Origin of the sequence: [Actinomadura] parvosata subsp. kistnae, assembly GCF_900323885.1 — a bacterium.
GTDB lineage: Bacteria > Actinomycetota > Actinomycetes > Streptosporangiales > Streptosporangiaceae > Nonomuraea > Nonomuraea composti.
On the sequence record NZ_OOHJ01000015.1, the window covers coordinates 645,296 to 670,689 of the forward strand.

Here is a 25,394-nt window from a genome sequence, read left to right on the forward strand (position 1 = left end):
GGTACTGTTCCCAAAGTTGGAAACAGTCGAGAGGGGAACCCCGTGAACACGCATCCGGCGACACCACCACCGTCCAGGCTCAGCGAAGCGGCGGTGATCCCCCTGCGCACGCTCGACCCCGCCGCCCCGCTCGACGACCTCACCTGGCTCGACGACGCGATCGGCGACGCGCGGGTGGTGGCACTCGGCGAGAGCGCCCACTACAACCGCGAGTTCTACGACCTGCGCCACCGCCTCCTGCGCTACCTCGCCGAACGGCACGGCTTCAGCGCCTACGCCATGGAAACCGGCTTCACCGAGGCCTGGCGAGCCAACACCTGGGTCACCACCGACGCCTCGGCCACGGGCGCCTTGGGCGTGGGTGGCGGTGACCGGCTCGGTGAGGTCATGGCGAGCGGGCTGTCCTCGCTCATGGGTGTGTGGCGGCAGCTCGGCGCCCACCTGGAGTGGATGCGCCGGCACAACGCCACCGCCGCACGCCCCGTCGGCTTCTACGGCATCGACCTGGGCGGCCACAACGCCTCCCTGCTCCCCGCCCTGGACGCCGTGCTCGCCTACCTCGCCCAGGCCGACCCCGAGCACCGGGTGGACCCGGCCGTCAGGGAGACGGCCGCGGCCTTCGCGGCGACGTCCGCGTTCGCCGCGCCCGCGGCCCTGGCCGCCTACGCCCAGCTCCCGCCCGAGACGAGGAACGCGCTCACCGCCGGCCTGGCCGCCCTGTCCGCACGCATGAGGGGCCGCCGGCTGGAGTACGCCCGCCGCACCGGCGCGGAGGAGTACGAGCGCGCGCTGCGCTGCCTGTCGCTCGCCGTCACCCTCGACTCGGGCATCCGCGACATGGTCTCCGGAGACCTCCAGAGCGTCATGTACGAGCGCGACGCCGAGATGGCCGACACGGTCGAGTGGATCCTGCGCCGCCACGACCGAATCGTCGTGGCCGCGCACAACGGGCACGTCCAGCGCTGGCCGGGCGTGCTGCCCGGGATGGACCCCGTGACCCCGCTGGGCATGCACCTGGCGGACCGGCTCGGCGCCGGCTACCTGGTCATCGGCGCCACCACGGGCACCGGCCAGATGCTCAACTCCGACCCCGCCGCCTTCCAGTCGGGCGCCCTCTTCGCACCGATGGGCCCGCCGGACCCCGGCAGCCTCGACGCCCTCCTGCACGCCAGCCACGACGGCCCGTTCGTCACGGACCTGCGGCGGCTGTCACCCGCCGACGCGGAGGCCGTCCGCGCCGCCGCCGTCCAGCGCGCCGGGAACGGCCCGCACCACTCCCCCATCAGCGCCCTGGACGCCTACGACCTCGTGCTGCACCTTCCGCACGTCACGGCGGCCGACCCGGACGAGGCCGCCCTCGCCGCCTCCCCCGAGGAGGTGCGGGAGATCTTCTCCCACTACAAGCCCCTGTGACGATCTCTCGCCAAGGGCCCGCACCCGGCCCGCGACAAAGCCCGGCACCCGCCACGCCGCCTCCGACGAGGAAGGCACAAGGTGGCAAGCACGGCCGTCAGTCGAACAGGCGCAGCCGGTGGGCTGTGGCCGCGGCTTCGCCGCGGGTGGCCGCGCCCAGCTTGGCCAGGATGTTGGACACGTGCACGCTGACCGTCTTGATCGAGATGACCAGCTCTTCGGCGATCTCGCGGTTGCTCCGCCCGCGCGTCACCTCCCGCAGCACCTCCAGCTCGCGCGCCGTCAGCCCGAGCGGCTGCCCGCCCGCGGGCTCTTCGGGGCCGCCGATCCTGGCGCGCCGGCCGAAGACGTCGAGCTGCTCCAGCAGCGGGGTGGCGCCGAGCTCGCGGGCCAGGTCGCGGGAGCGGGTGAACCGGGCCGCCGCGCCCTGCCGGTCGCCGGCCGCGAGCGCCGCCTGTGCGGCGGCCAGCAGGGTGAGCGCTTCGGCGTACGGCTCCCGCAGCGCCTGCCACGCCTCCACGGCGCGGTCGCACGCCTTGAGCCGCCAGGCGGCCACCTCACCGACGTGCTCCGGCGACGTCTCCGCCGCGGCCTGCTCCAGTGACGCCTCAGGCCCGCCGTGCTCCGGCACCGGCTCGGGGCCGGTCAGTGCGGTGAACGTGAGCCGGTGCGCCTGCTGCAGCTCGCCCTCGGCCACGAGCTGCCCGGCCAGCGCCCGGAGGCGGGGCAGCAGCGACAGCGCCAGCCGTTCGACCGGCCCGAGCGAGCCCGCCCCGGGCTCACCGGCCTCGGCAGACCGGGACGGCGGCACCACCGCCCGGACGAGCTGGGCGATGGTCACCAGCACCGGCCAGGCGTAACGGGGGCTGCTCACCAGGTCGCGCTCGTCGAGGGCCCGCGCGGCCATCTCGACCGCCTCGCCGAGCTGCCCCCGCGCCTGCCGCAGCCGCAGCTCCCTGCACAGGTGGGGCAGCGTCGTCTGGTCGCGGTAGCTGCCCCGCGACAGCACGCTCTTGGACGACTCCAGCAGCTTCTCGGCCCGGTCGTACTGGCCCCGCGCCATCGCGATGTCGGTGGCGAAGCCCTGGAGGCTGGCCCGGTAGGGGGCGGGCGGGGCGAGCTCGAGGGCGTGCTCGACGACCTGGAGCGCTTCGTCCCAGCGCCCGAGCGACACCAGCGGCTCGGCGAGGTTGATCGACAGGAACGTGCCGGACGTGCGCGCCAGGCCGTACTGGCGGGCCTCCTCGACGCCGTCGCGGGCGACCTGCGCGGCCCGCTCGTGCATGCCGGCGCCTTCGAGCGCGTCGGACTCGGAGATGGCGCACCGCATCAGCGCGTTGTAGGCGTCGCCGCGGGCGGCGATGCGGCGGGCCTCGGCGAAGGCGGCGAGCTGGGCGTCCATGTCGGAGTAGCAGGAGTCGCCCCAGGTGAGGCTGATCATCGCGTGCGCCTCGACGTTGGTGTCGCCGACCTCGTGGCCGATCTCCATGGCGCGGCGGGCGGTGGCCTGCCGCTCGGGGCGGTCTTCGGGGCGGTGGAGCATGCGGGACAGGCTCTCCAGCACCTGGCCGCGCAGCTTGAGCTGGTCGGCCGGGACGAGCTCGGCGGCCCTGCGCAGGTCTTCGACGTAGCCGGGGCGGCCCAGGTCGTAGCGGGTCAGGCCGCGCTGGCGCAGCAGCATGGCGGCCCTGATCGGCTCGACGCAGTGGTCGAGCTCGTCGAGGGCGGCGCCGGCCAGGGCGATGCTGCGTTCGTACTCGCCGGACAGGTGGGCGACGGTGGCCGTCTGCCGCAGGACGTCGATGCGGTCGTGGCCGATGCGCTCAGCGGCGTCGGGCACGGAGTCCCACAGCTCCAGGACTCTGGACAGCATGCGGAGCTGCTCGTCGTAGGCGGTGGACTTGCGTGCGGCGGCGGCGGCGCGCCAGGCGCTGATCAGCGCCCAGGTGGAGTCGTGGGCGGAGTGCCAGTGGTGGGCCAGCTCGATCGCGCCGCGCGGGGCGGGCAGGATCGACAGGTCGCGCTCCAGCGCCTCGGCGTAGCGGGTGTGCAGGCGGACGTGCTCGCCGGGCAGCAGGTCGTCGTGGAGTGCCTCGCGGATGAGGGCGTGGCGGAAGCTGTAGCCCTCGCCGTCGACGACGAGCACGTTTCCGGCCACGGCGGGCCGCAGCGCGCGGGACAGCGTGCTCTCGTCGAGCCCGGCGACGGCGCTGAGCAGGGCGTGCTCGATGCGCTGGCCGCCGGCGCTGGCGACCCGCAGCAGCTCCTGCGTCTCCTCGGGCTGCCGCTCGACGCTGGCCAGCAGCAGGTCGCGCAGCGACTCGGGCAGCGCCTCGCCGCCGTCGCACTCGTTGAGCAGCGCCTCGACGAACAGCGGGTTTCCCTCGCTGCGCGCGTAGATGAGGTCCATGTCGGCGGGGGACGGCTCGCGCTCCAGGATGCCGGCCGCCAGCGCGACGGCCTCCCTGCGGGTGAGCCGGCGCAGCTCGGTGCGGGTCACCCACTCGACCCGGCCCAGCTCGGCGAGCAGCGGGCGCAGCGGGTGGTTGCGGTGCAGCTCGTCGGTGCGGTAGGTGACGACGATGAGCAGGCGGGCCGCGGTGCGCTGGTAGCGGACGAGGAAGGTCAGCAGGTCGCGGGTGGAGCGGTCGGCCCAGTGGGCGTCTTCGACGATGAGCACCACCGGCCGCTCCTCGGCCAGCCGCTCCAGCAGCCCGAGCACCTGCTCGAACAGGCGCGCCCTGGCCTCGGGCCCGTCTTTGCCCGGCTCGCCGAACTCGGGCAGCAGCCGGGCCAGCCCGCGCGCGTTGCCACCGGGCACGAGCGCGGCCACGGCGTCACGGCCCAGCTCGCGCACCAGCCCGCGCAGCACGGCGGTGAACGGCGCGAACGGCAGGCCCTCGGTGCCCAGCTCGAGGCAGCCGCCGACGAGGACGCGCGCGTCACCGGCCCGGTGGTCGGTGAACTCCTTGATGAGCCGCGTCTTGCCGACCCCGGCCTCACCGCCGACGAGCACGGTGGACGACGCCCCGGCGCGCGACCTGGCCAGGGCGTCACCGAGAGCGGCGAGCTCGCGGGCACGCCCGACGAACAAGGGGCTCACGGCATGGATACTCACGCCCTAAGGATGCCATCCGCTCCCGACAGAAACGCGCGCCAGTCCGGCCGTACGCGCTAAGCGGACAAACTCCCACAAACTGGGCTCAACGCAGGACCTTGCGGAAGAAGGTGGCCGACGCCTCGTACCCCAGAGCGTGGTAGAACTCCGGCGCCCGCCGCGTGGCCATCGCCACGTAACCGGCCTGCCGGGAGCGCGCCCACCGCTCGAACTCCTCCAGCAGCGACCGCCCGATCCCCTGCCGCCGCGACCCGGACTGCACCATGGCCTCCTCGACCCAGGCGACCGGCCCGTTCGCGAACAGCGTCAGGTGCACGAACCCGAGCAGATACCCGTGCACCCGCCCGCCCACGACGGCGGTGAGCAGCAGGGCGTCGTCGTTGGCCAGCAGCTGGGGCAGCGCGGCGTCGAAGGCGTCGCGCTCCGGCCTGAACGTCAGGCCGAACTCGCGGGCCAGCGCGAACACCTCGTCCGCGTCCGACTTCTCCGCCCTCCTGATGAGAAGATCGTCAGCCGTCATGACCAACGACCCTAGATCGTCGCATGTGCATGACGCAAACACCTGTTCACAGGTCGCCCAGCCCGAGCTGGCGCGCGATGAGCATCCGCTGCACCTCGCTGGTGCCCTCGCCGATCTCCAGGATCTTGGCGTCGCGGTAGAAGCGGCCGACGGGGAACTCGTTCATGAACCCGTAACCGCCGAACACCTGCGTGGCGTCCCGCGCGTTGTCCATGGCCGCGTTCGACGAGACCAGCTTGGCGATCGCCGCTTCCTTCTTGAACGGCACCCCGGCCAGCATCCGCTCGGCCGCGTGGTAGTAGGCCAGGCGGGCGGTGTGCGCGCGGGCCTCCATGTCCGCGATCTTGAACTGGATGGCCTGGTAGTGGCCGATCGGATGGCCGAACGCGCGGCGGTCGCGCACGTACGTCAGGCACTCGTCCACGCACCCCTGCGCCAGCCCGACGCCGATCGCCGCGATCGCGACCCGGCCCTCGTCGAGGGTCTGCAGGAACTGCGCGTAGCCGCGGCCCCGCTCGCCGAGCAGGTTCGCAGCCGGGACGCGGCAGTCGGTGAACGACAGCTCCCGCGTGTCGGAGGCGTTCCAGCCGACCTTGGAGTACTTCTTCGACACGGCGAACCCGGGCGTGCCGCTCGGCACGAGGATCGTGGAGATCTCGCGCTCCCCGGTCAGCGCGGCCACGCCGATGACGCCGGTGATGTCGGTGCCGGAGTTCGTGATGAACGCCTTGGTGCCGTTGATCACCCATTCCTGGCCGTCGAGCACGGCCGTGGTGCGCATCCCGCCCGGCACGTCGGAGCCGCCGCCCGGCTCGGTGAGCCCGAACGCGCCCAGCCGCTCCCCCGACGTCAGGCGGGGCAGCCACTGCCGGCGCTGCTCCTCGCTGCCGAACCGGAAGATCGGCATCGCGCCCAGCGACACCGCCGCCTCCAGGGTGATCGCCACGCTGGAGTCGACCCTGGCCAGCTCCTCCAGGGCCAGGCAGAGGGCGAAGTAGTCGCCGCCCATCCCGCCGTACTCCTCGGGGATCGGCAGCCCGAACAGGCCCATCGCGCCCATCTGCCGCACCACGTCGTACGGGAACTCCTCCCGCTCGTACAGGTCGCCGATCACCGGCGCGACCACCTCACGGGCGAACGCCTCGACCGTCTTGCGCAGCTCTTCGTACTCGTCGGTGAGCATGTCTCAGCCTTTCGAAAGCGCCTGTACGACGCGGGACGGGCTGGGCCTGCCGAGCAGCTCCGCCAGCCAGGTGCTGGTGGACACGAGCTTGCCCAGGTCGAGGCCGGTCTCGATGCCGAGCCCGCGCAGCATCCAGACCAGGTCCTCGGTGGCCAGGTTGCCGGTGGCGGACTCCGCGTACGGGCAGCCGCCGATGCCGCCCGTGGAGGCGTCGATGGTGGTGACGCCGCATCTGAGCGCTGCCAGGGTGTTGGACAGCGCCTGTCCGTAGGTGTCGTGGAAGTGCACGGCCAGCCGCTCCGGCGTGCGGAAGGCCCCGATCAGCGCCGTGACGTGGCCGGGAGTGCCGACGCCGATGGTGTCGCCGAGCGACAGCTCGTAGCAGCCCAGCCCGAGCAGCCGCTCCCCGACCGCGACGACCTGCGCGATCGGGGTCGGCCCCTCCCAGGGGTCGCCGAAGCACATCGAGACGTACGCGCGCACCCGGACGCCGTTGTCGAGCGCCCTGGCCACGACCGGCTCGAACATCTCGAACTGGCTCTCCAGGCTGCGGTTCAGGTTCTTCGCGGCGAACGTCTCGGTCGCGCTGGCGAAGATGGCGATCTCGTCCACGCCCAGGTCGAGGGCGCGGTCGAGGCCGCGCAGGTTCGGCACGAGCACGGGGTAGCGCACGCCCGGCCTTCTGTGCAGCCTGGTCAGGAGCTCGTCGGCGTCGGCGAGCTGCGGCACCCACTTCGGGTGCACGAAGCTGGTCGCCTCGATCACCTTGTGCCCGGCGTCGGCGAGCCGGTCGATGAGCTCGGCCTTCACCTCGACGGGGATGACCGCGGACTCGTTCTGCAGGCCGTCGCGCGGGCCGACCTCGTAGATCGTGACCTGGTGCGGAAGACCTTCCATCGGGTACGGCATCTACGCCTCCTCGCTGGTGACCACGGCCAGGACCGCGTCCATGTCGACCGGCTGGCCGGGCCGCGCGGACAGCTCGGAGACGACGCCGTCGCGCGGGGCCGTGACCGTGTGCTCCATCTTCATGGCCTCCACGATGAGCAGCGGCTGGCCCTCGCTCACCCGTTCGCCCTGCTGCGCCTTGACCACCAGGACGGTGCCGGGCATGGGGCTCCTGACGACGCCGTCGGCCGCCGCGGCGGCGCCGGCCCGGTCGCCGGGGTCGCCGATGAGGTGCCGGGTGAACGACCAGGAGGCGCCGTCGCGGCCGAGCCAGAGGGTGTCGCCGTCGCGTACGCACAGGTAACGCGCGGTGCGGCCGCCGATCGTGACGGCCAGCTCGGCGCCGCTCCGCCTGATCCTGGCGGGGACGGCCGCGCCGTCGAGCAGCACGTCGGCGGACTCCTCCGGCAGGCCGCGGACCTGGGCCGCGTGCACGCCGTCCCTGGTCTCCAGCCGCCACGTCGTCCAGGCCCGCTCGCCGACCCGCCACCCGTCGGTGACCTCCCAGGGGTCGTCGCCCTGCGGCATGGCGTGGAAGGTCAGCGCGGCGGCGGCGAGCACCTCGTCCGGCGGGGTCGTGGTCTGCTCGGGCAGCAGGTCTGGCAGGGCGCGCTCGACCAGGCCGGTGTCCAGCTCGCCCTTGACGACGGCCGGGTGCGCGGCCAGGGCGCGCAGGAACGGGACGTTGGTCACCACGCCGAGGACCGCCGTGCCGGCCAGCGCCCGGTCCAGGGCCTTGAGCGCGGTGTCGCGGTCGGGGGCCCAGGCGATGACCTTCGACAGCATGGGGTCGAACTCGCTCCCGACGACGCCGCCCTCGACCAGCCCGGAGTCCACGCGAACGACCGGCCCGCCGCCCTGGCGGCCCGGAATCACGCCGCCCCGGCCGCCCGGGAGCCCGCCGCCGTGGCCGCCCGGGAGCGCGCCGCCTTCGCCGCCCGGGAGCGCGTCGCCGGGCTCGCGCAGCGCCAGGACGCGCCCGCCCGTCGGCAGGAACGCGCGCGCCGGGTCCTCGGCGTACACCCGGGCCTCGACCGCGTGCCCGTCGAGCCGCACGTCCTCCTGCCCGAACGGCAGCCGCTCCCCGGCCGCCACCCGCAGCTGCAGCTCCACCAGGTCGAGCCCCGTCACCAGCTCGGTGACCGGGTGCTCGACCTGCAGCCGGGTGTTCATCTCCATGAAGTGGTAGGCCCCGCTGGTGCCGTCGACGATGAACTCGACGGTGCCCGCGCCCACGTAGCCGACCGAGCGGGCGGCCTCCACCGCCGCCGCCCCCATGCGCGCCCGCATGGCGTCGGTGACGAACGGCGAAGGGGCCTCCTCGATGATCTTCTGGTGCCGGCGCTGGAGGCTGCACTCGCGCTCGCCCAGGTGCACGACGTTGCCGTTAGTGTCGGCCAGGACCTGGATCTCGATGTGGCGCGGGCTCTCGACGTAGCGCTCGATGAGCAGGGTGCCGTCGCCGAACGCGGCCAGCGCCGTGCGCCGCGCCGACGCGAGGGCTTCGGGCAGCTCGGCGGCCGACCGTACGAGCACCATGCCCTTGCCTCCGCCGCCGGCGGACGGCTTGATCAGGGCGGGGAAGTCGCGCCACTCCTCGAGCCCCGGCTCGCTCGCGCCGGGCACCACCGGCACCCCGGCAGCGGACACCGTGGCCTTGGCGCGGATCTTGTCGCCCATCGCGTCGATGGCGGCGGCGGGCGGCCCGACGAACACCACCCCCGCCTCGGCGCAGCGGCGGGCGAACGCGGCGTTCTCGGCGAGGAACCCGTAACCGGGATGCACCGCCCCCGCCCCCGCGTCCAGCGCCGCGCCGGCGATGGCCTCGATGTCCAGGTAGGAGGGCACCTCAAGGGCGAGGTCGGCCTCGCGGACGTGCCTGGCCCCCGCGTCGGACGGCGTGTGCACGGCCACGGACGCGATGCCGAGCCGGCGCAGCGTGCGCGCGATCCGTACGGCGATCTCGCCCCTGTTGGCGATCAGAACACGGTTGAACAGCATGCGTCACATCCGGAAGACGCCGTAACCGGCGGGCTCGAGCGGCGCGTTGGCCGCCGCGGACAGTGCCAGGCCGAGGACCGTGCGGGTGTCGAGCGGGTCGATCACGCCGTCGTCCCAGAGCCTGGCGGTGGAGTAGTAGGGGTTGCCCTGGTGCTCGTACTGGGCCCTGATCGCGTCGGGGTCGGCGTCGCCGACGGTGGTCAGGACGTTCGCGGCCTGCTCGCCGCCCATGACGGAGATGCGGGCGTTCGGCCACATCCACAGGAACCTGGGCGAGTACGCCCGCCCGGCCATCGCGTAGTTGCCCGCCCCGAACGACCCGCCGATCACGACCGTGAACTTGGGCACCCGCGCGCACGACACCGCCGTCACCATCTTGGCGCCGTGCTTGGCGATGCCGCCCGCCTCGTACGCCTTGCCGACCATGAACCCGCTGATGTTCTGCAGGAACAGCAGGGGGATGCGGCGCTGGTCGCACAGCTCGATGAAGTGCGCGCCCTTCATGGCCGATTCGCTGAACAGGATGCCGTTGTTGGCCACGACGCCGACCGGGTGGCCGTGGACGTGGGCGAAGCCGGTGACGAGCGTGGTGCCGTACTCGGCCTTGAACTCCAGGAAGCGCGAGCCGTCGACGATCCTGGCGATCACCTCGCGCACGTCGTAGGGCTGGCGGGTGTCGGCGGGCACGATGCCGTAGAGATCGCGCGGGTCGTGGCGGGGCGGCTCGGGCGCGATCGTCTCCCAGGGCCTGGGGGCGCGCGGGGCCAGCGTGGAGACGATGTCGCGGACGATCGCCAGCGCGTGCGCGTCGTCCTCGGCGAGGTGGTCGGTGACGCCGCTGACGCGCGCGTGCAGGTCGCCGCCGCCCAGCTCCTCGGCCGTGACCTCCTCGCCGGTGGCCGCCTTCACCAGGGGCGGGCCGCCCAGGAAGATCGTGCCCTGGCCGCGGACGATGACCGCCTCGTCGCTCATGGCGGGCACGTACGCGCCGCCGGCGGTGCACGAGCCGAGCACGGCGGCGACCTGCGGGATGCCGCGCGCCGACATCGTGGCCTGGTTGTAGAAGATGCGGCCGAAGTGCTCGCGGTCGGGGAACACCTCGTCCTGCCTGGGGAGGAACGCGCCGCCGGAGTCGACGAGGTAGACGCAGGGCAGGTGGTTGTGCAGGGCCACCTCCTGCGCGCGCAGGTGCTTCTTGACGGTGATCGGGTAGTACGTGCCGCCCTTGACGGTGGCGTCGTTGGCCACGATCACGCATTCGCGGCCGGAGACGCGGCCGACCCCGGTGATGATGCCCGCGGCCGGGGCCTGGTCGTCATAGAGGCCGTTGGCGGCCAGCGGCGACAGCTCCAGGAAGCGGGAGCCGGGATCGAGCAGGCCGTCGACGCGGTCGCGCGGCAGCAGCTTGCCGCGCTCGACGTGCCGCCGCCGCGACCGCTCGGGGCCGCCGAGCGCGGCGGCGGCGAGGCGTTCGAGCAGGTCGGCGGCGAGCCGCTCGTTGAGCTCGGCGTTGCGTTTGTACGCCTCGCCCGCGGGCTCCACCGCCGTCTTCAGCACCGGCCAGTCGCTCCTCATGGCACCAAATGTTAGTCACCATTAACGTCATCGTCTAGCATGTGAGACGTGACCACCGCCTCTGACACCCCTACCCGCAGCCGGCGCAACAGGCGCGCGGAGATCCTGGAGGCGGCCGCCCGCCTATTCGCGGCCCGCGGTTTCCACGGCGTCTCGATCGAGGACATCGGGGGCGCGGTCGGCGTCTCCGGCCCGGCCCTCTACCGCCACTTCGACGGCAAGGACGCGCTGCTGTCGGAGATGCTGCTCGACATCAGCTCCCGGCTGCGCGAGTCGGCCGTCACGGTCGCCACCGCCGCGGCCGGGCCGGAAGAGACCCTCGACGCGCTGCTCGACGTGCAGATCGCGTTCGCCACCGAGCATCCGGCGCTGATCACCGTGCACGACAGGGAGCTGGGCAACGTGCCCGAGCCGGCCCGCCGCCAGATCAGGCGGCTGCAGCGGCTCTACGTGGAGGAGTGGGTGACGGTGCTGGCCGAGCTGCATCCGGCCTGCCCGGCGGCCCGGCTGCGGGCGGCCACGCACGCGGTGTTCGGCCTGCTCAACTCCACGCCGCACAGCGCGGGCGAGCTGGCCGCGCAGGACATGCGCCCGATGCTGCACGCGATGGCGCGGGCCGCCATCGCCGCCGCCATCGGTTAAGGCTCGTTAACTTCCTGACGTCGCCTTGTCGCCTCAACTATCTAGATATATCGTCACCATATCTCGATAGTTGGAGGCGATCATGCGCGACCACCACGAGTTCTGGGACGCTCCCCCACCCCCGCCGCCACCCCCGCCGTTCCCGCCGGGCCCATGCCCTTCCCCGGCCCGCCCGGAGCACCGCCGCCACCGCCGCACCACGTCGTCCACTGGGAGCAGCCCGCCCCCCGCATCCGCCGCGGCGACGTCAGAGCCGCCCTGCTCGCCCTCCTCCACGAAGGGCCGCAGAACGGCTACCAGATGATCCAGGGCATCGAGGAGCGCAGCCGCGGCGTCTGGCGGCCCAGCCCCGGCTCCGTCTACCCCGCCCTGCAACAGCTTGAGGACGAGGGCCTGGTGACCGGCGACGAATCCGGCGGGAGCCGGACGTACCGGCTGACCGAGCAGGGCCGCGACCTCGCCGCCCGGCACGCCGGCGAGGCCCCCTGGGACGAGGTCGCCCGCACCGTCCCCGACGACCACCACGAGCTGCGCCTGCTGTGGGCCCAGCTCAACGAGGCGTTCGGGCACCTCGTCCGCACCGGCGGCGACCGCCAGCTCGCCGAGGCCAAGAAGCTCATCAAGCAGACGCGCAAGTCCATCTTCCAGATCCTCGCGGAGGACTAGATGACCGCGGACGCCGCAGTGTCCGTACGCGGGTTACAGAAGGCGTACGGGAAGGTCGAGGCCGTCAAAGGCGTCGACTTCGAGGTGCGTCCCGGCGAGGTGTTCGGCTTCCTCGGCCCGAACGGCGCCGGCAAGACCACCACCATCAACATGCTCTGCACCCTGGTCAACCCGACCGGCGGCAGCGCCACCGTGGCCGGGCACGACGTCGTCAAGGAACGCGACGAGGTGCGCAGGAACATCGGCCTCGTCTTCCAGGACCCCACCCTCGACGGCTACCTCAGCGCCGAGCAGAACCTGCGCTTCCACGCCGAGCTGTACGGAGTGCCCAAGAACGTCGTCGCCGACCGCATCCGCAAGGTGATGGAGATGGTCGCGCTGTGGGACCGCAAGGACGCCAAGGTCATGACGTTCTCCGGCGGGATGAAACGGCGGCTGGAGATCGCCCGCGGGCTGCTGCACTCGCCGCGCGTGCTCTTCCTCGACGAGCCCACCGTCGGCCTCGACCCGCAGACCCGCTCCGCCATCTGGGGGTACATCAACCAGCTGCGGCTCATGGAGGACATCACCATCTTCATGACCACGCACTACATGGACGAGGCCGAGTACTGCGACCGGATCGCGATCATCGACCACGGCCGCATCGTCGTCATCGACTCGCCCGAAGCGCTCAAGGCCAGCGTCGGCGAGGACCGCGTCCAGATCCAGACCGCCGACGACAGCGCGGCGATCGAGGCACTGCGGGAGCGGTTCGGGCTGGAGGCCGCCGTGCGCGAGGGCGCCGTGACGTTCGCGGTCGCCTCCGGCGAGGAGTTCGTGCCCCGCCTGTTCGCCGAGCTCGGCATGCCCATCAAGTCCGTGAGCGTGTCCCGGCCGTCGCTCGACGACGTCTTCATGTCCTACACCGGCTCCACGATCCGCGACGCCGAGGCCGGCGCCGACACCATGACGTGGATGAGAGCGATGGCGAGGCGATAGCCATGGCGACAGAGGCCATCGGCGTGCGGGTGCCCGCCCGCAGCGCCGGGCACGACCTGCGAGCCGTCAAGATCGTGCTGCACCGCGAGATGCTGCGGTTCGTCAACGACCGCACCCGCATGCTGTCCATGCTCGTCCAGCCCGTGCTGTGGCTGTTCGTCATGGGGACGGGGCTCGGCTCCCTCGTCCGGGGCTCCATCCCCGGCGTCGACTACCGCACCTTCATGTACCCCGGCATGATCTCCATGACCGTGATCATGACGGCCATGTTCTCGGCCGGCTCCATCGTCTGGGACCGCGAGTTCGGCTTCCTGCGCGAGATGCTCGTCGCCCCCGTCTCCCGAGGGGCGATCGTCATCGGCAAATGCCTCGGCGGCGCCGTCGTGGCCGTCGGGCAGGGCATCATCATCGTGGCCATGGCGGGGCTCGTGGGCGTGCCGTACGCGCCCGGCCTGATCGTCACCCTGCTCCTGGAGATGTTCCTGGCCGCCTTCACCATCACGGCCTTCGGGGTGACGCTGGCCGCCCGCATGAAGAACATGCAGACGTTCTTCGGGCTGATGCAGATGGCCATCATGCCGATGATGTTCCTGTCCGGGGCCATGTTCCCGCTGGCCAACCTGCCTTCGTGGCTCCACCTCCTGACGGTCGTCAACCCGATGACGTACGCGGTGGACCCGATGCGCGAAGCCGTCTTCGCCCACCTCGACGTCCCGTCCGCGGCGGCGTCGATGCTCAACCCCGGGGTGCGCTGGTTCGACTTCCAGGTCCCGGTGGGGCTCGAGCTCGGGCTCGTGGCGGGGCTGGGGTTTGTGTTGCTGCTGGTGGCCGTCATGGAGTTCCGGAAGGCCGAGTAGATACGACTGAACTACGTATCTCCCTGCGGTCGATCATGGACGGAGGGTAGCTTTCCCGATGTGCCGCGCGGCTCGTCCTTTCCCTCCGTCCCCGAGGAGCATCATCCGATGTTGGATTGTGCAGAGAAGCACCTTGACCTGGAAGCCCGGGTCGAAGCTCTGGAAGAGGCTATTGTCAGTGGCGTGCCCCAGCAGAGCATCGCCACCCGCTTCGAGACGCAGTACACGCGCATCAGCGAAGTCGGGCAGAACATCAACGCACGGATCGGGCGCGAGGTCGACAGCCTCAGGGCCCAGATGAAGGCGGGCTTCGCCGCAGTCGACGAACGCTTCGAGAAGATCGATCTGCGCTTCGAGCGGGTCGACGAGCGGTTCCAGAAGATCGATCTGCGCTTCGAGCAGATCGACGCACGCTTCCAGAAGATCGATGAGCGATTCGAGCAGATCGACGAGCGACTCGAGCAGATCGATGTGCGCTTCGAGAAGATGGACGAGCGACTCGAGAATGTCGAGAAGCGGCTCGACACCATCGAAACCCTGCTCGTGCGCATAGACGCCAAGCTGGGCGACGACCGCTCCAACTGAGCTTCAAGAAGAACGAGGCCCGGGCAGGTGCCGCCCGGGCCTCGTTGCGGTGTTTCAGGTGGTCAGCGCTTCACGCGGACGTAGTCCGTACGGCTGGAGTCGCCGTAGGTGTCGTCGTCGCCGCTGAACACGAACTTCCAGTGTCCCGACTTCCAGGCCTTGGCCTTGGTGGAGAGCCGGCCGCTGTCGCCGGACCAGGTGGTCCTGACGAGCTGCCACTTCTTCGAGCCCACCGGCTTGAAGAACAGCGCCACCTTGCCGGAGTAGCCTTCCCACGAGCCTTCGTCGTCGATCTGCAGCAGCCCCTTGAACTTCAGGTACTTGCCGCGCTTGACCGGCTCCGGGTAGGCGTTGAACTTGATGAGCCGCGTGTCGGCCTTCTCCTCGGCGGGCGGCTGCGGGGCGGGCTGGTCGACCTTCACCCAGTCGGCCTCGCTGACCGAGCCGTTGATGCCACGGGCGCCGCGGTACTCGGCGCGCCACCACCCGGAGGTGACGGCCTCCGCGGAGGCGGAGAAGCGGCCGTGGCGGCCGGTCACGTCGCTGGTGACGTACTCCCAGCGGCGCGAGCCGTCGGCCTTGAAGAAGATGGACACGCGCTGGCCGGCCAGGCCGCCGCGGTCCTCGACGCGCAGGGCGCCGCTGAAGGAGAGCGTGTCTCCCTTGTCGACCGGCTCGGGGGTGGCGTCGAAGCCGGCGATGCGGCTGCCGAGGGCGGCGCGCCGGACGTCCACCCGGTCGGCGTCGCTGACGGACGCCCTGGCGGTGCCGGTGGCCGCGAACTCGGCCCGCCACCAGCCGGTGGCGTTCGCCTCGGCGCGGGCGCCGAACCAGCCGCCGCGGCCGGTCGTCACCTTGGTGACCTCGCGGTAGTTGTCGGAGCCGCGCTCGCGGAAGGTGATGGAGACGGTCTGACCGTCGTACCCCTTGCCGTCGGCCAGCAGGCGGCCGGTGACCCGGATGGTGTCGCCCTTGGCGACGAGGTCCGGGCTGGCGTCGAAGTCGACGATCTTGGTGGTGAGTGCCTTGACGACGTCGAACGCGCCGGTCTGGGTGACTTCGCCGCCGTCGCCCTTGGCGGTGGCGGCGTAGTTCCACTTGCCGGCGGCGCCGGCACCGAAGGACTTGGTGCCCGTCCACTTCAGCCCGCCGGTGACGGCGGTCGAGGTGACGTTGACGGTGTCACCGTTGAGCTTGAGCGTGGCCGTGGTCGCGTTCGTCGTGGTGAACGTGAACGTGACGCTGACATCGCTGTCGAAGACCACGATGGGCGCGGCCGGGCTGAGCTCGACCCTGGTGATGGTGGGGGTGGGGGCCGCCGACGCTGCGGGGGTGCCCAGGGCGACGGCCCCGGAGACGCCGAGCACGAGGGCGAGGGCGGCGACACGGATGCGTTGTAACATGCGGGTTCCTTCCTGGAGACCCCATTGGTTCAACGCGGCATTGAGGGTGCCACGTGTGCACTACAAGTAGACGTGCACGCCGACGGTGAAGTTGTGATTTCTGACAAACGGTTATGAAGGCGGGTCAAAAGGACCGGTCCACAACATGTCACCGGCGTCCGGCAGACGTCGGCGCCGATCAAAGACATAATCGATGCTGTGGCGCGCGACACAGTTGAGACTCACTTCACCGAGACGGTTTCGACGCTCAAGGCCGGCCCGGCGCGAGATCCGGGGCTGCCGGTCCGCGAGGGCACGTCGCTGACCGGCGAGCGATGCAGGTCGCTGTTCAGGCGCCAGCTCGAAAGCCGGCTGCTCGACATCGCGGCCCGCTGGCTGCGCGAGCGCGACGAGGGCTACTACACGATCGGCTCGGCGGGCCACGAGGGCAACGCGGCCGTCGCCGCCGCCCTGCGTCCCACCGACCCGGCGCTGCTGCACTACCGCTCGGGCGCCTTCTACCTGGCCCGGTCCGAGCAGGCCGGGCGGGTGCCCGAGCAGGGCATCCGCGACGTGCTGATGGGCCTGACCGCCGCCCGCGACGAGCCCATCGCGGGGGGCCGGCACAAGGTGTTCGGCCATCCCGACCTGGCCGTCATCCCGCAGACCTCCACGATCGCCAGCCACCTGCCGAGGGCCGTCGGCGTCGCGTTCGCGATCGAGCGGGCCCGCGCGCTGGGCGTGCCGGGCGCGTGGCCGTCCGACGCGATCGCGGTGTGCAGCTTCGGCGACGCCTCGATCAACCACGCCAGCGCCCTGTCCGGCCTCAACACCGCCGCCTACGCCACCTACCAGGGGCAGGCGCTGCCGCTGCTGTTCGTGTGCGAGGACAACGGCATCGGCATCAGCGTGCGCACCCCCAAGGGCTGGGTGGAGGCGGCCGCGCGGCGGCCCGGCATCGAGTACATCGCCGCCGACGGCTGCGACCTCGCCGCCGCTTACGACGCCGCCGTCCAGGCCGTCCAGCACGTACGCGAGCGGCGCGCCCCGGTGTTCCTGCACCTGTCGACCGTGCGGCTCATGGGGCACGCCGGGTCCGACGTCGAGTCGGCCTACCGCACGCAGCGCGAGATCCGGGCCGACCTGGAGCGCGACCCGCTCGTACGCACCGCGGCGCTGCTGGTGGAGGCCGGGCTGATCGCGCCGGACAAGCTGCTCAAGGCGTACGAGTCGGACCGCGAGCACGTCCTGAGGATCGCCGAGGAGGCGGCGCGCAGCCCGCGGCTGAGCTCCGCCAAGGAGATCATGGAGCCGATCGCGCCCCGCCGGCCGGAGCTGATCGCCAAGATCAGCCCGATGGCGGCGCCCGCGGCGGCCAGGGAGAAGGCGTTCGCCGGCGCGCTGCCCGAGAACGACAAGCCGATGACGCTCTCCCAGGCCATCAACCGCACGCTCGCCGACGCACTGGCCGTCTACCCCGAGATGACCGTGTTCGGCGAGGACGTCGCCAAGAAGGGCGGCGTGTACGGCGTGACGCGCGGGCTGCAGAAGCGGTTCGGGGCGGGGCGGGTGTTCGACACGCTGCTCGACGAGCAGGCCGTGCTGGGGCTGGCGCTCGGCGCGGGCGTGTCGAAGCTGCTGCCGGTGCCCGAAATCCAGTACCTCGCCTACCTGCACAACGCCCTCGACCAGATCCGCGGCGAGGCGGCCACGCTGTCGTTCTTCTCGCGCGGCGCCTACACCAACCCGATGGTCGTGCGCGTGGCCTCCTACGCCTACCAGAAGGGCTTCGGCGGGCACTTCCACAACGACAACGCGGTGGCCGCGCTGCGTGACATCCCCGGGCTGGTCATCGCCTCGCCCGCGCGGCCCGACGACGCCTCCGCCATGCTGCGCACCTGCCTGGCCGCGGCCCGCACCTCGGGGTCCGTCTGCGTGTTCCTGGAGCCGATCGCGCTCTACCACACCCGCGACCTGTTCGACCCGGGCGACGGCGGCTGGCTCGCGCCGTACGCGCCGCCCGCCCGGTGGGCGGAGACGCACGTGCCGATCGGGCGGGCGCGCTCCTACGGCGACGGGCGCGACCTGACGATCGTCACGTTCGGCAACGGCGTGCGCATGAGCCTGCGCGCCGCCGTGCGCCTCACCCAGGAGGGGTACGGCTGCCGCGTCCTCGACCTGCGCTGGCTGGCGCCCCTGCCGGTCGAGGACCTGTTGCGGGCGGCCGAGCTGACCGGGAACGTGCTCATCGCCGACGAGACCCGGCACAGCGGCGCCGTCTCGGAAGGCATCGTGGCCGAGCTGCTCGACGCCGGCTACACCGGGGCCATCGGGCGGGTCACCTCGTCCGACAGCTTCATCCCCCTCGGCAGGGCGGCCGAGCACGTGCTGCTGTCGGAGGAGGAGATCGAGCAGGCGGCGCGCAAGCTACTGGGTTGATCTGGCGACGGCGCCTCTGATACAGGTCGGTTTCGACCAGGCGACCGTGGAGCTCTCCGAGATGCGCAGCGGCACGCCCACCAGGAAGCAGTAGCCGCTGTCCGGGTCCAGGCCCGCGACGCGCGTCGAGGTGGCGCCCTGCGCCAGCGGGGTGATCGCCTGCTCGCCCTTCTTCACCGGGGAGCGCTGGACGACCACCGGGTAGTCGCGCGCGCCGGCGGGCAGCGACCAGCGCAGCTCCACCAGCGCGCCCCGGTCGGAGGTCACCTTCACCTGGCGCGGGGCCAGGGCGGCCACCTGCTCCTTGCCGATGGGTTCCTGCTCGCCGGTGCCCGTCTTCGGCCCTTCTGTCGCCGTGGTCCCGGTGGTCGTCGTGGCGGGCGGGCGCATGGACAGGTAGACGGCCAGCGCCGTGCCGGCGACCACGACGGCCGCCACCGCCCCGCCGATCAGGACCATCCTGCCGGTACGGGAGCCGCCGCCGGGCGGCGGGATCGTGGCGGCCGGCGGAGCGATCTCCCCGGTGGGCCGTTGCGCCGGGCCTGGATGGGCGGGGGCGTGCGAGCCCGGGTACTCGGGCGCGAACGGGCTCGGCTCGGCGGGGGCGTAGGGGCTGGGCTCGGCAGGCGCGTACGGGCTGGGCGGGGCGGAGGTGTGCGGGCCGGGGTAACCCGCGCCCTGCGCTCCCGGCTGCGGCGCGAAGCCGTCGTGCTGGGGTGGCGCGAAGGGCGAGCCCTGGACGGGGCCGGCGTGCCGGCCGGGCTGGGCCGCCGCCGGAGGGTGCCGGCCGGGCTGCTGGGCCGCCGGGAGGTGCTGGCCGGTGGCCGGGAACCCGGTGCTCGCCAGCGGAGGCGGCGAGGCGCTGACGTCTTGCCGCGGAGATTGCGGGACGCCGAGATCCGGGCGCGAAGGCTGAGCGCCGCCGAGATCCGGGCGCGGAGCCTGCGGGGCGCCGAGGTCCTGGCGGGGAGGTGGCGCCGGGCCCGGGTCCTGGCCGACTAGGTCGGTGACCGGGAGGCCGAGGTCCGCCTGCAGTGCCTGGAGGTGGCGGGCGAGCTCGCGCGCCGACCCGTACCGGGTCTCGGGCTGCTTGGACATCGCCCGCACGATCGTCTCGAACACCACTCCCGGCACGTCGGCCCGGTTGATGGGCGGCGGGTCGAGGCTGAGCACGCGGTACATCAGCGGCGCGATCGACGGGTCGGCCGGGTTGTGGAAGGCGGGCTGGCCGGCCAGCAGGTGGTAGAGGGTGGAGCCGAGCGAGTAGATGTCGGTGGAGGCCGAGTGCGGCTGCCCGGTGAGCACTTCGGGGGCGGCGTGCAGCGGGGTGAACGCCTGCGAGGTGACCGAGATCTCCGAGGAGTCGACGACGCGGGCCACGCCGAAGTCGGCGATGGCGAGCTCGCCGTACCGGGAGATGAGGATGTTCTGGGGTTTGATGTCGCCGTGCAGGACGCCGGCCTCGTGGACGGCGGCCAGCGCGCCGGCGAGCTTGACGCCGGCCCGCAGCACGTCGGGCAGCGGGAGCGGGCCCTCTTTGCGGATCTTGTCGCGCAGGGAGCCGTTCTCGAAGAAGTCCATCGCGATGTACGGCTTGCCGGAGCGGGTGACGCCGGTGTCGAAGACGGTCACGACGTTCGGGTGGCCGGTGAGGCGGCCGGTGAGCTGCAGCTCGCGCTGGAACCTGCGCATGGTGCGCTGGTCGACCCTGTCCACGGACAGCACCTTCAGCGCCACGACCCGGTCGAGGCGCTCCTGGTAGGCGCGGTACACGACGGCGAATCCGCCCTGGCCCGCCTGATCGAGTACCCGGTAGCCGGGCGCGTCCTCGACTGGCAGCACTCCACTCTCCCCTGTTGCTGAGGAGTTTAGTGCGAAATAGCGGGACTAGAGCGGGTTCATGAGGTATGCGCCGAACGCCACGGATGTCAGCGACACGAGCAGGAAGAAGAACACGTAGAACCCGCCGGGCAGGACCGTCAGCCGGGCGAGCTGGTCGGCGTCGGAGTCTCTGGCCTGCCTGCGCCGCCGCTTGTGCTGCAGCTCGATGATCGGCCGGACCCCGCCGAACAGCAGGAACCAGGCCGCGACCAGGGCCACGACCTGCTGGACGTCCGCCGGCGCGTACATGATCAGGGCGAACACGGCGCCGCCGGTGACGAGGAGGATGAGCGCGCCGTACAGGTTGCGGATCAGCAGCAGCATGCAGACCAGGAGCAGCAGCACGCCCCAGATCAGCAGCGTGATGTGGCCCTGCTCGGTCAGCCAGGCGGCGCCGAGCCCGAGCAGCGGGGGCGCCAGGTAGCCGGCGAGCGCGGTCAGCACCATGCCGGGGCCCGTGGGCCTGCCCCTGGTCAGCGTCACGCCGGAGGTGTCGGAGTGCAGGCGGATGCCTTCGAGCTTGCGCCGCGTGAGCAGCGCCATCAGCGCGTGGCCGCCTTCGTGGGCGATCGTGATCAGCCCCCTGGACACCTGCCAGGGCATGCGGAAACCGACGATCACCAGCGCGACGAGAGCCGAGACCACCACCACCCAGGGGTCGGGGTCAGGCTGAACCTTGATCAGGTGGGCCCAGAACTTGTCCATCGAGGACAAACCCTAACGGGTCAGGTTCCGGTACGGGGCGGGGAAAGTCAGGGTTGTGCCGGTGAGGCGACACCGGGCCGCCGGAGCCCGTCCCAGAGGGGCGGGGACCCCCGGAGAAAATGCCCGGCATTTCCCGATCAAGCCGGGTAAGGTGCCGGTCAGGCGGCTCAAGGGTGTGCTTCCTTCTCCTTCACTTCGAATGAACAGCGTGCCCGCTCTCCGCCGGCTCGGGCCGCGCGGGACCTCCCGCGCGGCCCCTGGCTTCAGGGGGTGGTTCGGGTGGACGGTCCGGCGACGATCCTGCTGCGCCGGCGCAAGCTGGTCGCGCCCGCGCTGCTGGCCGGGGAACGCGGCCGGCCCCTGCCCGTCGGGAAGCCCAGGCGGGCGGACCTGCGGCCGGCCGACGTGCCCGGCGGGGTGGCGGCGCTCGAGGCCGAGCTGCTGCAGCTCGGGCACCTGATGTCGGGAGAGCTGTACCGGGCGCTGACGGGGCTCGACTTGGAGGGGCTGACGCGCGCGGGGCGGCGGTTGCTGCACTGCCTGCGGGCCGAGGTGGGGGCGAACGACTCGCACGTGCCGCTCTTCCGCAGGTTCCCGCAGAGCGTACCGGCCGACACGGGCGACTTCTACGTGCGGCGGGTGTTCAGCCTGCTGCTGCAGCAGCCCGAGCGGCCCTGCGTGCTGTGCGGGCAGGTGGGGGTCGTGCACGCGGTCTCGCCCTGCGCCCACCTGGTGTGCCACGCCTGCTGGGACGGCTCCGACTTCAGCGCCTGCCCCATCTGCCACCGCCGCCTCTCCCCCGGCGACCCGTTCCTGCGCCCGTCCGAGCGGCGCGCCGGCGCCGAGCGGCCCGCGGTCACCACCACGGCGCTGCTGCGGCTGTGCGCCGACCCGGCCGCCGCCTGCCGGGAGCTGGCCGTGGGCATGCTGGAGCGGCGCACCCCCATGGCCGGGCACGAACGGGCCGAGCTTGCGTCCCTGCTGGACTGGTACTGGCCCGAGTCGGTCTCCTGGCTGCCCGACGACATCCCGGTCAAGGAGACCATGGCGTCCGTGGTGGCGCTCGGGCTGCGCAAGGGGAGCGGCGAGCTGCTGGAGCGCTACGCCGGCACCGCCACCGACGTGCTGCGGGTGCTGTACGTGCTGTCGGGCGCCGATCCCGGGCTGCGCACGCCGCCCGCGCGCCGCGTCTCACCGTCCCGCGCGGTCCGGCGGGCCGTGCTGGGGCGGCTGGAGGCGATGCCGTACCTGGTGGAGGACCTGCTGCGGCACGGGGGCCGGTGGAAGCGGATGGCCGAGTCGCTGCACCCGCACGAGCAGCACGCCCGCTTCCCGCGGGCGGCGCTGGGCTTCGCGGCGCTGCGCGGCACCCGTCTCGACGCGGGCACGCCGTTCGGACGGACGCTGCTCGACCACGCCGCCCGCGAACCCGGGCTGGAAGTGCGCCCCGACGCGCCTGGCCGGCTCGGACCCGCCGCCGAGCCTGGGCGGGAGCTGCGGGTGCGACCGGTGACCTTCGCCTCGCGGCTGGAGACGGCGCTGGCCGAGGAGCGGTACGACGACGCCTGGCGGCTGCTGGCGGCACGGCCGGGCGAGCTGCTGCGCCGCCTGTCCCACCTGCTGCGGCGGGCTCCGGACGCTTTCCGGCCCGAGGTGCTGGCGCGGGCGGCGGCCGAGGTGGCGCCCGGCGTGCTGCTGGCGGCGCTGGGCCAGGTCAGGACGGAGCCGGGCGGTGCGCGGCTGTTCCTGCCCCGGGGCGGCACCACCCGCTTCTGGACCGCGCCCGACGAGCGGCCCGCCCCGCCGGACGAGGTGGTGCTGGAGACCGAGCACGTCCTGACCGCCGAGCTGCTGCGGCGCGCCGGCGAGCTGCCGCCGCTGCGCCGGGCCCTGCTCGACGAAGGGCTCGCCGACCTGCTCGCGCCCACCTCGGAACGGACGGCGAGCGCCGCCCTCGTCCGGCTCGCGCGGGGCAGCGTCCAGCCCATCCCCCGCCACGACCGGATCCGGTTCTTCCTGCACTGGGCGCAGCCGCAGGACACACGGGTGGACCTCGACCTGTCGGTGGCGGCGTTCGACGCCGGGTGGGGGTTCGTGGGCATGTGCGACTACACGCGCCTGCGCCTGGGCAAGGGGCTCACCCACTCGGGCGACCTGACGTCGGCGCCGGAGCCGCTCGGGGCGTCGGAGTTCATCGACGTGGACGTGCGCGCGCAGCCCGGCCGTTACCTGGTGCCGGTGGTGTTCAGCTACAACGACGTGCCGTTCGACGAGCTCGTCCGCGGGTACGCGGGGTTCATGGAGCGGCCGTCAGGGGTGTTCGACCCGCTCGCGGTCCGGCAGCGGTTCGATCTGTCGGGGGCGGCGAAGATCCTGGTGCCGCTGGTGATCGACCTGTGGACGCGGACCATGCGCTGGGCCGACCTCAACCTGTCCGCCGCCGGCTACGGCCACAACGTGGCGGGCAGCGCCGATGAGCTGGGCGCGCTCGGGGCGGCGCTGGAGGGCGCGTTCCGCGACCGGGTGACGTTGTGGGAGGTCGGCTGCTGGCACGCCGCCGCCCGGGCCGCCGAGGTCGTGGTGCGCCGCCGCGACGGCGCCCTCGTCCGGTACGAGCGCGCTCCCGGCGAGGACACGGCCGCGTTCGCCGCCCGCCTGGTGGCCCGCGCGCCGGCATCCGGCTGGCAGGGCGGACCGGAGGGCGTCGACCTGGCCGTGCTGGTCTCGGGGGACGTCGAGCTGACGGCCGGCTCCGAGGCGTACGCGCTGCATCCGTACGGGCTCGGCGAGGCCCGCCTGCTCGACGCCGCGGACCTGCTCACCGGGCTCGCCCCCGTCCGGAACTCCCGGAAAGCCGTGGTCTGATAGGAGAGTGAACGATCGGCACGTGGCGCTCATCAGCGCCTTCTACGACGCTCTCGGCCGGGCGGACTTCGCGGCCATGGAGCGCTGTTACCACCCTGAGGTGAGCTTCGGCGACCCCATCTTCCAGGAGGTCGAGGGGCGCGACAGGGTGATGAGAATGTGGCGGATCCAGCTCGGCGTGCGCGACGGGCTGAAGTCGGAGTACCGCGACGTGACGGCCGACGACTTCACCGGCACCGCCCACTGGACCTCCCGCTACACCTTCCACAGCACCGGGCGCGAGGTCGTCAACGAGATCGACTCGCTGTTCAGGTTCGAGGACGACCTGATTGTTCGCCACCACGACGACTTCGATTTCCGCCGATGGTCGAAAATGGCACTAGGCAGGCCACATGGGCTTTTGTTCGGATGGACACCCATGTGGCGCAAGACCATCAGAGATCGTGCGACGCAGCAGCTCGACGAGATGCGTCCGTCGTAGACGTGAGGAGGGGCGATGGCCAGGGTCAAGGGCTTCAGGCGCGGCGGGGACGTTCGCGAGGAGCCACCTGAGCACTCGATGGACCCGCGTGCCAGCGAGGAGCACCCCTACCGGCCGACGGTCATCGACAACGCGATCTACCAGAACGGCGAGCGGGTCGACAACCCCGGCTCGCTCGCCGACGCCTTCGAACGCCTCAAGCAGATGCCGGACGCGATGGCCTGGATCGGCCTCTACCGTCCGAAGGAGTGGGAGCTGGTCAAGCTCGGCGAGGAGTTCGAGCTGCACGAGCTGGCGCTGGAGGACGCCATCGTCGGCTCCCAGCGCCCCAAGGCCGACCGCTACGGCGACACGCTGTTCGTCGTGCTGCGCGCCGCGCGCTACCTCGACGAGGTGGAGGAGGTCGCGTTCGGCGAGCTGCACATCTTCGTCGGCCCCAACTTCGTGATCACCGTCCGCCACGCCGAGGCCCCCGACCTGCAAGGCGTGCGCAAGCGCATGGAGTCCGACCCCGACCTGCTGCGGCAGGGCCCGCAGGCGGTCCTGTACGCGATCGTCGACGCCGTCGTCGACGGCTACGCGCCGGTCGTGGCCGGGCTGCAGAAGGACATCGAGGAGATCGAGGTCCAGGTCTTCGGCGGCGATCCGTCGGTGTCGCGCCGCGTGTACGAGCTGTCGGGCGAGGTCATCGAGTTCCAGCGGGCCACGGCACCCCTGGTCGGCATGATCCACGGCTTCATCGCGGGCGCCCGCAAGTACGGCGTCACCGACGAGCTGCAGAGCTACCTGCGCGACGTGGCCGACCACGCCATCACCGTCACCGAGCGCATCTCCTCCTTCCGCCAGATGCTGCAGAACATCCTGGTCGTCAACTCCACCCTGGTCACCCAGGCCCAGAACGCCGAGATGGCCCGGATGACCGAGGCCAGCATCCAGCAGGGCGAGGAGGTCAAGAAGATCTCCGCCTGGGCCGCCATCCTCTTCGCCCCCACCCTGGTCGGCACCGTGTACGGAATGAACTTCGACTTCATGCCGGAAACGCACTGGGTGTTCGGATATCCGTTCGCCATCGTGCTCATGGCGGCGGTGTGCGTGGCCCTCTACACGGTCTTCAAACGCCGCGACTGGCTCTGACCGCCCGCGTGGACTCCGGCG

Annotated in this window: 19 protein-coding genes; 10 read left to right on the forward strand and 9 right to left on the reverse strand. The window is 72.1% G+C overall.

What is annotated here, in order from left to right; all coding sequences use genetic code 11:
- The first annotated feature begins 42 nt into the window (after positions 1-42).
- On the forward strand, positions 43-1,413 hold the full coding sequence (locus KIS93_RS17675; RefSeq protein WP_080036558.1) for an erythromycin esterase family protein: 1,371 nt from the start codon (positions 43-45) through the stop codon (positions 1,411-1,413).
- Positions 1,414-1,510: 97 nt separating this feature from the next.
- Here the strand turns inward: KIS93_RS17675 and KIS93_RS67515 are convergent, their stop codons facing one another.
- The 6 genes from KIS93_RS67515 to KIS93_RS17705 form a co-directional block, all read right to left on the reverse strand.
- Entirely contained in the window at positions 1,511-4,531 is a 3,021-nt protein-coding gene (locus tag KIS93_RS67515) for a helix-turn-helix transcriptional regulator (RefSeq protein WP_080036557.1), read from the reverse strand.
- A gap of 85 nt (positions 4,532-4,616) precedes the next feature.
- The gene (locus KIS93_RS17685; RefSeq protein ID WP_080036556.1) at positions 4,617-5,051 is read right to left on the reverse strand and encodes a GNAT family N-acetyltransferase; all 435 of its coding nucleotides are present in this window, start codon (positions 5,049-5,051) and stop codon (positions 4,617-4,619) included.
- Between the two features lie 46 nt (positions 5,052-5,097).
- Complete coding sequence (locus KIS93_RS17690) at positions 5,098-6,234, reverse strand: acyl-CoA dehydrogenase family protein (RefSeq protein WP_080036555.1); 1,137 nt, start codon at positions 6,232-6,234, stop codon at positions 5,098-5,100.
- A gap of 3 nt (positions 6,235-6,237) precedes the next feature.
- Positions 6,238-7,143 carry a hydroxymethylglutaryl-CoA lyase gene (locus KIS93_RS17695; RefSeq protein ID WP_080036554.1) on the reverse strand — a complete coding sequence of 302 codons (906 nt, stop codon included), beginning with the start codon at positions 7,141-7,143 and terminating at the stop codon, positions 6,238-6,240.
- Positions 7,144-9,183 carry an acetyl/propionyl/methylcrotonyl-CoA carboxylase subunit alpha gene (locus tag KIS93_RS17700; protein WP_186404289.1) on the reverse strand — a complete coding sequence of 680 codons (2,040 nt, stop codon included), beginning with the start codon at positions 9,181-9,183 and terminating at the stop codon, positions 7,144-7,146.
- Between the two features lie 3 nt (positions 9,184-9,186).
- Positions 9,187-10,740 carry a carboxyl transferase domain-containing protein gene (locus KIS93_RS17705; RefSeq protein ID WP_222107538.1) on the reverse strand — a complete coding sequence of 518 codons (1,554 nt, stop codon included), beginning with the start codon at positions 10,738-10,740 and terminating at the stop codon, positions 9,187-9,189.
- 66 nt (positions 10,741-10,806) lie between these two features.
- Here KIS93_RS17705 and KIS93_RS17710 point away from each other — a divergent pair, with 66 nt between their 5' ends.
- The 5 genes from KIS93_RS17710 (at position 10,807) to KIS93_RS17730 (ending at position 14,486) form a co-directional block, all read left to right on the forward strand.
- Positions 10,807-11,400: an SACE_7040 family transcriptional regulator gene (locus KIS93_RS17710; protein ID WP_080036552.1), complete on the forward strand. Its 594-nt coding sequence runs from the start codon at positions 10,807-10,809 to the stop codon at positions 11,398-11,400.
- Between the two features lie 153 nt (positions 11,401-11,553).
- Entirely contained in the window at positions 11,554-12,066 is a 513-nt protein-coding gene (locus tag KIS93_RS17715) for a PadR family transcriptional regulator (RefSeq protein WP_186404290.1), read from the forward strand.
- Positions 12,067-13,044 (forward strand): ATP-binding cassette domain-containing protein, encoded by a 978-nt coding sequence (locus KIS93_RS17720; RefSeq protein ID WP_080036550.1) that lies wholly within the window; start codon positions 12,067-12,069, stop codon positions 13,042-13,044.
- A 2-nt stretch (positions 13,045-13,046) separates the two neighbouring features.
- The gene (locus KIS93_RS17725; RefSeq protein WP_080036549.1) at positions 13,047-13,901 is read left to right on the forward strand and encodes an ABC transporter permease; all 855 of its coding nucleotides are present in this window, start codon (positions 13,047-13,049) and stop codon (positions 13,899-13,901) included.
- A 60-nt stretch (positions 13,902-13,961) separates the two neighbouring features.
- Positions 13,962-14,486, forward strand: a complete 525-nt coding sequence (locus KIS93_RS17730; protein ID WP_155126414.1) for a coiled-coil domain-containing protein — start codon at positions 13,962-13,964, stop codon at positions 14,484-14,486.
- Between the two features lie 62 nt (positions 14,487-14,548).
- Here KIS93_RS17730 and KIS93_RS17735 read toward each other — a convergent pair whose 3' ends face one another.
- On the reverse strand, positions 14,549-15,889 hold the full coding sequence (locus KIS93_RS17735; protein ID WP_080036547.1) for a hypothetical protein: 1,341 nt from the start codon (positions 15,887-15,889) through the stop codon (positions 14,549-14,551).
- A gap of 198 nt (positions 15,890-16,087) precedes the next feature.
- Here KIS93_RS17735 and KIS93_RS17740 point away from each other — a divergent pair, with 198 nt between their 5' ends.
- Positions 16,088-18,307: a thiamine pyrophosphate-dependent enzyme gene (locus tag KIS93_RS17740; protein ID WP_080036546.1), complete on the forward strand. Its 2,220-nt coding sequence runs from the start codon at positions 16,088-16,090 to the stop codon at positions 18,305-18,307.
- Here the strand turns inward: KIS93_RS17740 and KIS93_RS17745 are convergent.
- Together KIS93_RS17745 and KIS93_RS17750 are read right to left on the reverse strand one after the other, a co-directional pair.
- On the reverse strand, positions 18,296-20,149 hold the full coding sequence (locus KIS93_RS17745) for a serine/threonine-protein kinase (protein WP_080036545.1): 1,854 nt from the start codon (positions 20,147-20,149) through the stop codon (positions 18,296-18,298). The two genes, KIS93_RS17740 and KIS93_RS17745, sit on opposite strands and share 12 nt — an antisense overlap.
- A gap of 45 nt (positions 20,150-20,194) precedes the next feature.
- Entirely contained in the window at positions 20,195-20,893 is a 699-nt protein-coding gene (locus KIS93_RS17750) for a M50 family metallopeptidase (RefSeq protein WP_080036544.1), read from the reverse strand.
- A 279-nt stretch (positions 20,894-21,172) separates the two neighbouring features.
- Here KIS93_RS17750 and KIS93_RS17755 point away from each other — a divergent pair, with 279 nt between their 5' ends.
- Genes KIS93_RS17755 through KIS93_RS17765 form a run of 3 tightly spaced genes read left to right on the forward strand, consistent with a single transcriptional unit; the run spans position 21,173 to position 25,373 of the window.
- Positions 21,173-23,758: an MXAN_6230/SCO0854 family RING domain-containing protein gene (locus tag KIS93_RS17755; protein WP_186404291.1), complete on the forward strand. Its 2,586-nt coding sequence runs from the start codon at positions 21,173-21,175 to the stop codon at positions 23,756-23,758.
- A 7-nt stretch (positions 23,759-23,765) separates the two neighbouring features.
- On the forward strand, positions 23,766-24,239 hold the full coding sequence (locus KIS93_RS17760; RefSeq protein WP_080036542.1) for a nuclear transport factor 2 family protein: 474 nt from the start codon (positions 23,766-23,768) through the stop codon (positions 24,237-24,239).
- Positions 24,240-24,254: 15 nt separating this feature from the next.
- On the forward strand, positions 24,255-25,373 hold the full coding sequence (locus KIS93_RS17765; protein ID WP_080036541.1) for a magnesium and cobalt transport protein CorA: 1,119 nt from the start codon (positions 24,255-24,257) through the stop codon (positions 25,371-25,373).
- The last annotated feature ends 21 nt before the right edge of the window (positions 25,374-25,394 follow it).